Source organism: Lactiplantibacillus paraplantarum (genome assembly GCF_003641145.1).
Lineage (GTDB): Bacteria > Bacillota > Bacilli > Lactobacillales > Lactobacillaceae > Lactiplantibacillus > Lactiplantibacillus paraplantarum.
This window is the reverse complement of the sequence record NZ_CP032744.1, coordinates 1,291,893-1,305,259: the sequence shown is the minus strand read 5'-3', so window position 1 is coordinate 1,305,259 and position 13,367 is coordinate 1,291,893. Positions and strand designations below refer to the sequence as shown.

The 13,367-nt window shown below is 46.7% G+C and carries 10 protein-coding genes; all 10 read right to left on the bottom strand.

The window, feature by feature from the left end; translation table 11 throughout:
* Positions 1-7: 7 nt before the first annotated feature.
* On the bottom strand, positions 8-832 hold the full coding sequence (gene mutM / locus LP667_RS06235; RefSeq protein ID WP_021731734.1) for a bifunctional DNA-formamidopyrimidine glycosylase/DNA-(apurinic or apyrimidinic site) lyase: 825 nt from the start codon (positions 830-832) through the stop codon (positions 8-10).
* 11 nt (positions 833-843) lie between these two features.
* A complete protein-coding gene (gene polA, locus LP667_RS06230) occupies positions 844-3,492 on the bottom strand; it encodes a DNA polymerase I (protein WP_056988311.1) in 2,649 nt (882 codons plus the stop codon).
* Between the two features lie 262 nt (positions 3,493-3,754).
* Complete coding sequence (locus LP667_RS06225; RefSeq protein ID WP_021731736.1) at positions 3,755-4,471, bottom strand: Bax inhibitor-1/YccA family protein; 717 nt, start codon at positions 4,469-4,471, stop codon at positions 3,755-3,757.
* 238 nt (positions 4,472-4,709) lie between these two features.
* Entirely contained in the window at positions 4,710-4,781 is a 72-nt protein-coding gene (locus LP667_RS17010; protein ID WP_225351109.1) for a hypothetical protein, read from the bottom strand.
* 286 nt (positions 4,782-5,067) lie between these two features.
* Entirely contained in the window at positions 5,068-5,478 is a 411-nt protein-coding gene (locus tag LP667_RS06215; protein WP_021731738.1) for a hypothetical protein, read from the bottom strand.
* 14 nt (positions 5,479-5,492) lie between these two features.
* Complete coding sequence (locus LP667_RS06210; RefSeq protein WP_021731739.1) at positions 5,493-6,458, bottom strand: hypothetical protein; 966 nt, start codon at positions 6,456-6,458, stop codon at positions 5,493-5,495.
* 269 nt (positions 6,459-6,727) lie between these two features.
* Entirely contained in the window at positions 6,728-7,417 is a 690-nt protein-coding gene (gene narI / locus LP667_RS06205) for a respiratory nitrate reductase subunit gamma (protein WP_021731740.1), read from the bottom strand.
* Entirely contained in the window at positions 7,414-7,986 is a 573-nt protein-coding gene (gene narJ / locus LP667_RS06200; RefSeq protein WP_021731741.1) for a nitrate reductase molybdenum cofactor assembly chaperone, read from the bottom strand. Before narJ ends, narI begins: the two co-directional genes overlap by 4 nt.
* Positions 7,979-9,538, bottom strand: coding sequence for a nitrate reductase subunit beta (gene narH / locus LP667_RS06195; RefSeq protein WP_011101444.1), 1,560 nt, complete (start codon positions 9,536-9,538; stop codon positions 7,979-7,981). Before narH ends, narJ begins: the two co-directional genes overlap by 8 nt.
* Positions 9,528-13,199 carry a nitrate reductase subunit alpha gene (locus tag LP667_RS06190; protein ID WP_021731743.1) on the bottom strand — a complete coding sequence of 1,224 codons (3,672 nt, stop codon included), beginning with the start codon at positions 13,197-13,199 and terminating at the stop codon, positions 9,528-9,530. The genes narH and LP667_RS06190 overlap by 11 nt, the downstream gene beginning before the upstream one ends.
* Between the last annotated feature and the right edge of the window lie 168 nt (positions 13,200-13,367).

The following is a 13,367-nucleotide window of genomic DNA, read 5'->3' as shown; positions in this document are numbered from 1 at the left end:
TGACCACCTATAACTGCTGTTCCAGCGGACAAAAATGCGTTCCCCGCTGAGCCACTTTAATCTTCTCAATAATCGTGCCACACCGCTCACAAGGCTCACCCTCACGGCCATAGACGTGTAAGTGATTTTGGAACTGACCGGCTTCACCAAACGCCGTTGAAAATGAATGAACGGTGGTCCCATGGCCTTTGATTGCCATCGCCATTTCATCAATAATGTTTTGGCGCAACGTTGCAATCTCATCGGCGGTTAGCGAATTTGCGGGCCGCATTGGGTGAATTTTGCTCATCCATAGTGTTTCATCCGCATAAATATTTCCGATGCCCGCAAGCTTACTTTGATCCAATAATAATGGCTTGATCATCTTTTTCGACTTACCAAAAGTAGCTGTCATATAGGCCATCGTTAACTGCTCAGCAACCGGTTCCGGGCCAATTGTCTTTAATCCCGCCACCGTGTTTTCTTCACCGGTCGGCACGAGCGTCATTCGCCCGAACTTACGCGTATCGTTATATAGTAAATCGCGATCATCGGTCAGATGAAAGACCACGTGCGTATGTTTACCTTGATCTTCACCACGTGGCACAACGTTGTACTTGCCTTCCATCCGCAAATGCGACACCATCGTCAGACCATTGCTAAAACGGAACAATAAATACTTACCACGTCGATCAATAGTTTGAATCGTTTGGTTGGCTAAACGCTGTTTGAAACTGTCGACATCATTATTAATGATTTTTGGCCAAAACACATCAATGTTAGCAATCGTCGCCCCTTTAACTAGGCGATTCAAACCGCGACGAACAGTTTCAACTTCAGGTAATTCAGGCATGGTGGTTCCCCCTATTTTGTATCGTACCAAGTATCACCGTAGTGGCTCTCAACCTTCAACGGCACGGCTAACTGTACGGCAGAATCCATCACGCTTGGCACTAATTTTTCTAAAACTGGAATTTCTTCTTTTGGTGCTTCAAAAATCAATTCATCGTGCACTTGTAGCAACATGGTTGCTTTCAAACCCGCTGCTTGTAACTTATCTTGCATCTTAATCATCGCAATCTTGATGATGTCAGCCGCACTCCCTTGGATAGGCGTGTTCATGGCCGTCCGTTCAGCAAATGAACGCTGATTGAAGCTCTTGGAGTTAATATCTGGCAAGTACCGGCGCCGATGTGAGATAGTTTCCACATAACCTTGTTCCTTCGCCGTTTGCACGATTTCATCCATATACTTTTTGACACCCGGATATTCTTTGAAGTAAGCGTCAATGAAGCTGCGAGCTTGTTTACGAGTAATGCCGATATTTTGTGACAAGCCATAATCACTAATCCCATAGACGATTCCAAAGTTAACCGCTTTGGCTTGCCGCCGAATATTTGGCGTCACCTCTTCAGCTGAATTCAAGTGAAAGATTCGCATGGCCGTTGCGGCGTGAATATCATCGCCCGCTTTAAAGGCGGCCTGCATATTTTCGTCATTAGTAATATGCGCGAGCACCCGTAATTCGATTTGCGAGTAGTCAGACGAGAAGATTTGCCAGCCTTCATGACTAGGGACAAAGGCTTGCCGAATCTTACGGCCTTCTTCCAAGCGCACCGGAATGTTTTGTAAGTTTGGATCAACGGACGATAACCGGCCCGTTTGGGTCAACGTTTGCAAGTAACGCGTATGAACCTTTTGATCCGTAGAATGAATGGCATCTAGCAAGCCAACAACGTAGGTTGATTGAATCTTCGAAATCTGACGATACTGTAAAATATTAGCCACGATTGGGGCTTCTGGTGCTAACTTTTCCAGAACGTCCACGGCCGTAGAATACCCTGTCTTGGTTTTCTTGATCACAGGCAGTTTCATCTCTTCAAACAAGATGTGACCCAGTTGCTTAGGTGAATTAATATTAAACTCTTCACCGGCTTCTTGATAAATCGTCTGTTCAATTTCACTCAAGCGTTCTGTAAACTGACTACCCATCGCTTTAAGTCGACTGCTGTCGACCGTAATGCCGGCGATTTCCATCTGAGCTAAGACATTGGCCATCGGTTTTTCAATATCATCGTACAGTTGGTCCTGCTCATTAGCTGCCAATTCCTTTAATAATTGTGGTTTCAAATCGGCAATCGCAGCCAATTTCCGAGCGAGATGGCTAAAGAAGACATCGTCATCTTCAGGAATAGCGCGCTTAACGCCCTTACCATAGACGGTTTCGTCACTCGGCAAATCAGTATAACCATGTTGTTCGGCTAAACTACCAAGGTCGTTGCTATTATCATTCGTATCTAATAAGTATGAAACGAGTAAGAGATCAAAATCGACTTTGCCTAGCTGAATACCCAAACGATTAAGCCCGACCGTCGTGCGTTTCATATCAAAAACGTCCTTGGCAATCGTTGTGCTACTCAAGAGGTCAGCCACAGTCGGTTGCATTAATAATTCTACATTACGACTGATGTACCAATGACCATCCGCACCGATGGCAAAACCAGCGAAAGCTGACGTGTGGTAATTCGGCGTTGGCATTTCCAAGTAAAAGTCCACGTGGTCAGTCAATTGTTGCAATTCCGCCAGATTATCTTTAGTCAAGACAGTGTAATCGATTGGCGTTGCCGGTTCATCAGACTGTAGGTGTAATTTCTTTAAAAACGATTGAAAGTCCATCGTCTGATAAAATGCTGCCAACTGATCAAGGTCTGGGCCAGCATACGTTAAATCCGTCAACTGAACGTCAATGGGCGCATCTCGTTTGATAGTTGCCAAAACTTTGGCTTGGGCTGCTTGTTCGCGATCTTCAATCAAGTGTTCCTTCATCTTACTCTGCTTCATGGCGTCGATATTTTCATAAATACCTTCCATCGTGCCATATTGCTTGAGTAATTTTAGAGCGGTCTTTTCACCAACCTTAGTAACGCCCGGATAGTTATCCGAGGTATCACCAGTCAACCCCTTCATGTCAATGATTTGTGCCGGTGTAATCCCCAACTTTTCTTCAACATGGGCCGGCGTATAGCGCTCCACTTCAGAAACACCCTTAACGGTCACGGCCACCGTGGTATGCTCGGTCGTCAACTGGGTCAAATCCCGATCACCAGTGACGACGGTCGTCGTGTAACCGGCTTGATCCGCTTGACCAGCCAGTGTGCCGATAATGTCATCGGCTTCGTAATCTTTTAATTCGTAATGTTTGATACCGTACGCATCCAAAAGTTGCTTGATGTACGGCATTTGTTCAGAAAACTCACTGGGGGTCTTGGCCCGGCCGCCCTTGTAATTATCATACATGGCTGTTCGAAACGTGGTCTTGCCCGCATCAAAAGCCACTAACATATCCGTGGGTTCGACTGCTTTGATCATGTGGTCAAGCATTGTGTTGAAGCCATAAATGGCGTTGGTATGCAGGCCGTCTGGATTTACGAACCGTTCCAGTTGGCTATGCAACGCAAAGAACGCTCGAAATGCCACACTGTTACCGTCAATCAATAATAATTTTTTTGCCATTAGTTTGCTCCCATCTCTTAATTCAAATCATCGCTTTTATGAAAAATCCGTTGGTCAGGCCATGAACACCATCGGGTCGGTCGCCTGATTCTCAGCGCCAACCAGTGCAGGCCGAACGACTAGTTAATTACCCTTATAATTGTACCAAACAATTAAGTAAAACGGGAGTTCGGTCCACCGAAAACCCGTGAAATGACAGATTTTTGGTAAATAAAAAGGATTATGACGTCTTGGTCATAATCCTTAATAATTATCTTAATGATTAGTCACGGCTTGAGCCACCGAAGATTTGGACAAAGTAGAGGAACAAGTTAACGAAGTCCAAGTATAATTGTAAGGCCCCGGTAACAGCTAACCCAGTCGATGAGACTCGGTCACCGTATTGTAAATACATATCGCGCATCCGGTTAGCGTCCCACATGGATAAACCGGCGAAGATCAGTACACCAATGTATGAAAAGATGTAGCTAATCATGGCACTTTGTAAGAACATGTTGACCAGTGAAGCGACGAACAACCCGATTAAGGCTGCAATCAAATGCGTCCCAATACGTGAAATATCACGCTTAGTCGTCGTCCCAATCACCGCCATGGTCGCAAATACGGCCCCAGCCGCAACGAACGCACCGGTGATAACGGCACCCGTGTATAAGGACAAGGTCACTGACATTTCAACCCCAAAGATGATGGCAAAGAGCATCAGTAAGGTGAAGCTCATCGCGGGGTTGCGCGTCGCATTGACTTGAATGCCCCCAATCATCGCAAACATGCTAACAATGAAGATCATCAAGAAAATGAATGGGTGTTGTGAAAAGGCGGCATTAATTTGTGCTTGGAACGTGGTCATCGCTAAGTAAACGGTAAAGGCCGAAACTAACACGGCGATTGTCATAAACCCATACATTTTAGTTAAGAAACTACGGAGGCCAACTTGGGTATTAATGGTCCGTGGTTGTGGGTCATTTTGAAAATTGTTCATAAAATCCCTCTTTCACCTAAAAATTGACTACTCGTTACTTTTTCCGAGCTAAGATTAAAATTGAGTTAGTGAATCGTTACTAACGCAGACTGCGCTAGTAACAACGCCACACTAGTTTGTCAATCATTTGCCTATGACTAGCCATCTCAATCAGTCACCTCAACTTTCTTAACCTAAGTCTATCAAATTAGTCAAAGAAGGTAAAATAGTTTGTGCCTGTGAATTTAATAAGAATTTCTTATGTTTGACAACCACTACTTATCAGCAACGTAACTATGTCACCTGGCTGACAATCCAGGACCGCACAAATCTTTTCTAAATGTACTGAATCGAATCGCCTTAGCCTTGGCAGCTTTGATATTATGTTATGCCATGACGACGTTCAAGGTAATCTTGATATTACGGTGACCGCCGCAACTGAAAAGCAATTAATTAAGTATTTAATTGAAACAAAAATACAAGCTAGAATTAATATTGATGCGAACCACATTTTCATTTATTACATAAAAATAGTTGTTCAATAATCAGCCCATTACGACTACCGAACAACTACGATATTTGTTATCACAATTTACAGATTTTTGCCAACCTTCGCGCTACACATACTGCCAGACTTCATCATCAAAGTGTCCTAGTCCATTGGCTTCCAAGGTCTTAAAATAGGCCAATAGTTCGATGGCCCCCGCCTTACTGGCATGGGCCACCGCATTCATACCAGTGCCGGTCGGGACAACGTTGCTCATTTCAGTGATGTCGTGCCCGTTTTCAATAGTCACTTGCGCGCACGTCACGGTCCAATGATTTAAGACGTTCGGGGCGAAGACTAAGAAGATATTGTAGTCATCTGACAGGTAGCCCGGCAACGCCCACGCGGTCTCATCGATTGGTTCCGGGTACAAGTTACCTTGCATGGCAAATTCCTGGATATTGTCCTTGGTCGGGACGACGTCGAGCATAAAGATCACTTTTTCAAACGCCTCGGTACCTAACTGTGCATCTACAGTCATCAGCAACTGCCTCCTCAACTAAAGTTTTCACGATAAAATTGGTATTTTTGTTTGATTTCTTGCAGGGGCGCGTCCATCACGTGCTCATAGCCATCCTGGTCCAACTTAAAATGACGATTGACAATGGCGGCCAATCGAATGCGTATCCCCGGATTCTTAGCCAATAACGGCCATAAGTCACTCGACATGATTTCAAAACGTTCCAGCTGATCAGGGACTAACACCTTCACAAACTCCTGATAAGTATCGGCCAACACCTCGGCATAAATATGATCAGCATACTTTAATTCGACCGCTTCCAGCTTGTCATAATACGCTGCATTCGTCAGCCCCTTCTCATTTTTGATCAGATGTTGTTCATCGTATTCATGGACCAGGTACGCGTCCCAATCGCGGTAAGCATACGTGGTCATCCGGACAACTAAGTGGCGGCCAGCCGCCGTGACGTTCTCTGGAACCAAGTCACCCTGTATATCGCGTAAATACGGCCGTACTAACAGACGGGTCACAAAATGATAGTACGTCCCCGCAATCAGTTCACGATCGCGGTCGGCATCGTATAGCTCGCCAGTACCTTCAAGTGCTGGCAGCCCAATCAGACTCAGACGAGTTTGATTGACGGCATAAATAATGTCTTCCAGTTCCTCAGTAATTTCGTCACTTCGGCTGATGGCCTGTAAAATCTGCGTGAATAACCGTACAAGCTGATTGCGTTCATTCTTTTGATTATCATAAACACCGATTTGCCGCTCATACTTGCGCGTCTCACGCTCTAATTGTTCTTCCAGCGATGTCGTCATCCGTTCCACCTTCACCGGCAATACGGGCTGCTCAAAAGCCTCCCGAGCCACCGTCCGTACCGCTGCTCGCAAAGTTGGCCGCATTTCAATAAAATCTGGAAATTCAAACACATTTTGAAAATCATAGTGCCCACTCGCGTCCATCCGCGCAGCGTTCAGCGTAAAGTTAAACTTAGCCATGACGAAACTCCTTTCACCATTCACTTCATTAAATTCAGCATAGCACCCCACCACTGCAAATCCTATTAGGGAAACACCCCAAAACGAATTGGCACATATCCCCTTGGAGTTGTATCTGTGCGTTCCAAATTACCACTGATTATGCCCGCGATTTCGGCAGTCAGCCCACAACTTGAACCACCAGGGCAAATCGCTGTAACTAAAAAATGGTTTTCACCACACCATCCGTGCCGTAAAAACCATTTTTGCTTAAAGTTCGCAATGGCGCACTAAACTCGTGGCCGCCGCCGATAAACGATGTAACGCCGATAGAAGTACTGGTAAGGAATTGCAATCGCGTGAATCAACCGCGTGTATGGGAAGAAGCCGAAAATTGCTAAGCCGCAAATAACGTGCGTCTTGTAAATCCACGGCACCGTTGCCATCAACCACCATTTCGGTTGAAGATAGAACAATGAGCGCGCCCACACTGAGAGCGTTGTCCGGTAATCAAACGCCGGATGTAAAGGACCGGATAGCGTTGAAGCCAATCCTAAGATGATCGTAATCAACAACGCCACGTTGACCATTAAATCGCTCCAAGAACTGGTGACAAACACCCGGACATTGGTAAATCGCCGGTACGTCAGAATAATCATCCCGGCAAGGGCTAAAACCCCGGCCCCAGTCCCCATCATTAAAGAACCGAACATATGATACATCTCATCTGAAACTCCCAAAAAGTCCGTAAAGGCTTTCGGAATCAGAATCCCTAAGATGTGCCCAAAAAAGGCTAAGATGATCCCCACGTGGAAAGTGATGGCCCCAATCATCAGTTTTTTCTTCTCCAGCATTTCACTGGAAACTGCCGTGACGCTAGCCGGATAAAATTTCAGCCGCACAAACGTCCCCACGAAGAACGATAATAACATGGCATACGGGTAGATCACCCACAGTACTACGGAAAAGAAATCTTTCATGATGCCGCGACCCCCGTTTCCACACACGTCCGTAATTCCGCCCGTACGACTTGTAACAACCGAAAGTATGGATCATCCAATTCGGCCGCTGCATTTTGTAACATCGTATAGGTGCCATCTTCAATGACTTGAAAAGCCAGCTTGATATCCTGTTGTCGCGGATCGTCTGCAAAGTGACCGTACGCTAGAAATTCCAGCAGCAGCGGCAGGAAGTCCGCTAACTCACTACTAACCGTCGTCAGCCCAAACATTTCATACATCATCTTGAGCTTCGCCAAGATGGTCCCCCGTTCCCGGGAATCCGTCATCTTGTAAAAACTCATATAGAGGGTGTAGCGCTTGTTCATCTCAAATAAGCCAGCATAGTGGGCCTGTTGCGCTAATAACGGTTGGGCGGCTAATTCATCGAATGTCGCCAACAATTTGGCTCTTTGAGCAGTCGCCGGATAGCCCATGACGATATTCTGACGGGTAGCCGTAGTGAACGTCGTCTCATCAGGATAGTCGATCAACCGCGACAAAGTGACTAGCGCGGGTTGCATCGTTGTTAACTGTTTAAAATTAATCACGCCAAATCCCCCCGTAGAAACTTTCTGCGTAAATTTGATTGGTCGATTCACCAGCTTCGGCCTTCTTGAACATACTGCCATGCTGTGGTGCTAACGCGCAGCCAGCACATTCGTCATAACCTAAGCCACCCTGTTCACTCTGAGCATCTTCCACTTGTTCCTTGTGATTTTGCGGAATCACAAAACGGTCTTCGTACTTGGCAATCGCCAGCAAGCGATAAAGTGATGTCGCCGTGTTCTCAGTCAAGCCAACGCGTTGTAATTTAGCCGCGTCGAAGTCCTTGCCACCGGTCTTAGCCCGCATGTACAGCCGCATCATGGCTAACTTGTAGAGGGCACCCTTGATTGCCGGGACGTTGCCACCCGTAAGTAAACTAGCCAAATAATCAACTGGAATGCGCATCTCATCAATTCCTGGGAAAATCATCTCAGGATCTTTGATCGAATCGCGGCCCTCAAAATAATTCATGACTGGTGACAATGGTGGGATGTACCAAACCATAGGCATCGTCCGATATTCAGGATGAAGTGGAAAAGCGATCTTTTCTTCGACAGCCATCCGGTAAATCGGCGAATTCTGAGCAGCTTCCAACATTTCTTCAGAGATGCCATCCGCCAACGCTTGTTCAATGATGTCTGGATCATTGGGGTCCAAGAACAAATCTAACTGTGCTTGGTATAATTGGTCTTCCTCAGGCGTTTCGGCCGCTTCTTCGACCCGATCAGCGTCATACAACATGGCGCCGATATACCGGATCCGACCGACACAAGTCTCGGCACAGACGGTCGGTTCACCTTCTTCGATCCGTGGATAACAGAACGTGCATTTTTCAGCCTTATGGGTCTTCCAGTTGAAGTAGACCTTCTTATAAGGGCAACCCGTCATACAAAAACGCCAGCCGCGGCACCGTTCTTGATCAACCAAGACGATACCGTCTTCATCACGCTTATACATCGCCCCAGAAGGACATGACGCCACGCATGGTGCGTTCAAGCAATGTTCACATAGACGTGGGAGGTACATCATGAAGGCCTGTTCAAAGTTCGCTTTGATATCGGTCTCTATCTTTTCCATGTTCGGGTCCGCTTTGAAATATTCAGGTGATCCTGCTAAATCATCATCCCAGTTGGGGCCCGTCTTAAGATCCATCTTTAATCCAGTAATCTGCGACGTCGCGCGTGCAACTGGTTGATGGGCCTTTTCAGGTCCGAATAAGGTTTGGTAATCATACGTCCATGGTTCATAATAGTCGTCCAATTCTGGCATATCAGGTTGATAAAAAATCTTTCCGAGTGCGATCTTATTGACCTTATTACCTGCTCGGAGTTGAAGTTTACCTTTACTGTTCAACTCCCAACCACCTTTATAGTGATCTTCATCTTCCCAGCGTTTCGGGTAGCCGACACCGGGTTTGGTCTCGACATTGTTAAACCACATGTATTCTGCCCCAGGACGATTGGTCCAAGTATTTTTACAAGTGACCGAACAGGTATGGCAACCAATACACTTATCAAGGTTTAAGACCATCCCAATTTGTGCTTTAATCTTCATTCCAGTTCACCTTCTTTAACTTCCGTACGTTCACGTACAGGTCCCGTTGATTACCGATTGGGCCATAATAATTGAAACCATAACTCAACTGACCATAACCACCGACCATTTGGGTTGGTTTCACATGAATTTGGGTTGGCGCATTATGCGAGCCACCCCGATTACCCGTAATCGTTGACAACGGTTCTTGGATTTCCATGTCTTGCGCATGATACATGTACATGGCCCCCGCTGGCATCCGGTGGGAAACGACCGCCCGGGCAGTCACGACCCCGTTACGATTGTAGATTTCCAACCAATCGTTATCTTTGATGCCGGCTTTATCAGCGTCCACTGGACTGAGCCAAACATTCGGCCCGCCCCGGAATAACGTCAACATTTCAAGATTATCATAATACATCGTGTGGATATTCCATTTACCATGTGGCGTCATATACCGCAATGTCAGTTCATTATCGGCCGGTGCGATTTCCGTATCACCAGGTGCCATAACTTGTGGTGGCAGTGTTGGCTTATAATTAGCCAAACTTTCCCCGTATTCCTGGAAGATTTCATGATCCAGGTAGAACTGTTGCCGGCCAGTCAAAGTCCGAAATGGCACTAGCCGTTCAATATTGACGGTAAATGGTGAGTAACGATCACCATCATGCTTTGCCGAGGTGAAGATGGGCGTTGGAATCGCCTCCGCCGGTTGAACCGTAATACTCTTGAAGGACATTTGTTCTTCAGTCCGACCAGCACTGATATCACTCAAAGACCGGCCAGTGACAGTTTCCGCGTTGGCCCAAGCCTTTTTGGCAACGTGCCCGTTGGACGTGCTCGAGATGTGCAAGATGGCATCGACAACGCGTTTATCTTGATCTAACTTTGGACAACCGGCATTCACACCGCGATCATACACCCCTAAAATATCCTTAAGCTCATCGTATTCAGTCGTGACATCATAACTGAAGCCCAGGCCGCCTTCCTTACCACGCGCGTTCGGTCCTAACGCAATGTACTTGTCATAAACCTGAGTGTAATCCCGTTTGATTAATGACAAAGCGGGCATGGTCTGTCCAGGAATCGCGTCGATTTCCCCCTTCTTCCAATCACGAATTTCACCCAGTGGCTGGCTAATTTCGCCCTTTGAATCGTGGCCGAGTGGTTGCGTCTTTAAATCATACTGCGGTTCTGGATAATACTTTTTAGCCATCGTTGAGAAAGTCTTCGCCAGGGTCTTAAATTGTTGCCAATCACTCTTGGATTCCCACATCGGATTAATTGCCGCGTTGAACGGGTGGATAAACGGATGCATATCAGTTGAGGATAAGTCAGCCTTTTCATACCACGTTGCAGCTGGTAAGACCACGTCTGAATACATCGGCGTCGCCACCATCCGGAAATCCATATCGATGACCAAATCTAATTTACCAGTGACCGTATCATCATTCCAAACCATTTCTTCAGGTTGACAACGGCTATTAGACTTCGCTAACAGGCCATTTTCAGCACCCAGCAAATGTTTCATAAAGTATTCTTGACCCTTACCAGACGATGTGAAGAGGTTCGAACGCCAAATAAAGAGACCCTTGGGTTGATTCTGGTTGGCGTCTGGATTCTCAGCAGCAAAGTGTAACTGACCGCTCTTGAGTTCATCGACGACGTGCTGTGAAATTTCATTGATATCTGTCGATTGATATTCCTTAGCAAAGGCTAACGAACTGCGATCAAATTGTGGATAGGACGGCAGCCAACCCAGTCGAATTGCCAACTGGTTATAATCAGCCGCGTGTTCATAAGCATGCTTGGACGCACTAACGGGTGACTTCTGCGCTTCATTATCCAATTCATCATATTTCCACTGATCGGATGCGAAGTAGAAAAACGAGGTCCCGTTTTGTTGGCGGGCACCGCCAGCTTGCCAGTCATTGGCAAATGCAATGGCGCCCCAGCCTTCTTGTGGCCGCAACTTTTCTTGACCAACATAGTGGGCCCAGCCACCACCGGATACCCCTTCACAGCCACATAACATCAAGTTATTGATAATTGAACGATAGGTCATGTCGGAATTGAACCAGTGATTGATACCGGCACCCATGATGACCATTGTCTTGCCACCAGTATCCAACGCATTTTGGGCGAATTCACGGGCAATTTGAACGACTAGACTAGCTTTAACACCCGTCACCGTCTCTTGCCAAGCTGGTGTATAACGACTATTAGCATCATCATAACCACTGGCAGCCAATTGATCATGGTTGCCTTGATCAATCCCATACTGGGCCAACATCAGCTCGTAAACGGTCGTCACCAACCGTTGACTACCATCCGCAAAAGTAACCGTTTGCACTGGCACGTGTCGTTTGAGAACCCCGTTTCCGTCGGCGTCGAAGGTTGGAAAGTCAATCGTGACTTGTTGTTCCGCCGTAATATTCAACTGCGGATCAATTGCCTGACCATCAGCGTCTTTGAGTGTCAAATTCCACTGCTGACCGGCTTCCCAACGCTGACCGATCGTCCCATTGGGAACCACGACCTTAGCTTGATTGCGATCATAGACGACCGGTTTCCATTCGGCATTGGCGACCGTGTCAGTGCCTTGTAAATCAGAGATCCGCATGAAACGCCCGGACGTATAATCATTTGAATTAGCCGCACTCGGCTTTAAGATGACCATGAATGGTAAATCCGTATATTGTTTGGCATAGTTCAAAAATTCAGGCGTTTGTTTATTCTGATAAAACTCTTGCAAAATAACGTGGGTCATTCCTTGTGCCAAGGCGGCATCTGAACCCGGATGTGGGGCTAACCAGTTATCCGCAAACTTGACATTTTCAGCGTAGTCCGGACTGACCGCGACAATCTTAGCGCCATGATACCGCGCTTCAGTCATAAAGTGCGCATCCGGTGTCCGCGTCAATGGCACGTTGGAGCCCCACATCATAATATACTGACTGTTGTACCAGTCCGCTGATTCAGGAACATCAGTCTGCTCACCCCAAACTTGTGGTGAAGCCGGTGGCAAGTCCGCATACCAGTCGTAGAAGCTCAACATCTCACCACCGAGTAGCGACATAAAGCGGGCCCCCGAAGCATAACTAATCATCGACATAGCCGGAATCGGCGTAAAGCCGGCCAGCCGGTCTGGACCATATGTTTTGATCGTATAGAGTAACATGGCCGAAATTAATTCAAGTGCCTCTGGTCGGTGAACCCGAACCATGCCACCATGCCCCCGCGCCGATTTATAAATTTTAGTTTTAGCTGGGTCCTCGACAATGCTGGCCCAGGCTGCTAACGGATTATCATGCGTCTGCTTGGCCTCGGTCCACAGTTGCCAGAGTTTTCCGCGAATATATGGATATTTGATCCGCACTGGGCTGTATTCATACCACGAAAAGCTCGCCCCCCGTGGGCACCCCCGGGGCTCATAGCCCGGCATGTTTGCGCCACATTCTGGATAATCAGTTGCTTGATGTTCCCAAGTGATAATGCCTTGCTTAACGTACACGTTCCAGCTACACGAACCCGTACAATTGACCCCGTGTGTCGTACGAACAACTTTGTCATGGGACCAGCGCTCACGATACAAGCGTTCCCATCGCCGGCTATTTTCTTCCAGCTGAGTGAACGTACCGTTGAACTTTTCGACATTTTTAAAGAAACGGGATTTTTTCACCGATAAGACCTCCTTTATCACAATTAAACGGCTCCAATTAAAAGTAAGCCATTTCCCTAATATCTATGGTAGCAGGCGTTTTGTTATACTTCGACTAGGGAAACACCTATATTTTTTAAGTTGACGTGACTAATTTGTCACGCATCATTTGGCCCACGTTTCACTACC

What these genes read in the sequence shown, in the direction of transcription:
- mutM (WP_021731734.1), bottom strand. Translation starts at nt 832, where the DNA reads ATGCCTGAATTACCTGAAGTTGAAACTGTTCGTCGCGGTTTGAATCGC.
- narI (WP_021731740.1), bottom strand. Translation starts at nt 7,417, where the DNA reads ATGAAAGATTTCTTTTCCGTAGTACTGTGGGTGATCTACCCGTATGCC.
- LP667_RS06210 (WP_021731739.1), bottom strand. Translation starts at nt 6,458, where the DNA reads ATGGCTAAGTTTAACTTTACGCTGAACGCTGCGCGGATGGACGCGAGT.
- LP667_RS06225 (WP_021731736.1), bottom strand. Translation starts at nt 4,471, where the DNA reads ATGAACAATTTTCAAAATGACCCACAACCACGGACCATTAATACCCAA.
- LP667_RS06215 (WP_021731738.1), bottom strand. Translation starts at nt 5,478, where the DNA reads ATGACTGTAGATGCACAGTTAGGTACCGAGGCGTTTGAAAAAGTGATC.
- narH (WP_011101444.1), bottom strand. Translation starts at nt 9,538, where the DNA reads ATGAAGATTAAAGCACAAATTGGGATGGTCTTAAACCTTGATAAGTGT.
- polA (WP_056988311.1), bottom strand. Translation starts at nt 3,492, where the DNA reads ATGGCAAAAAAATTATTATTGATTGACGGTAACAGTGTGGCATTTCGA.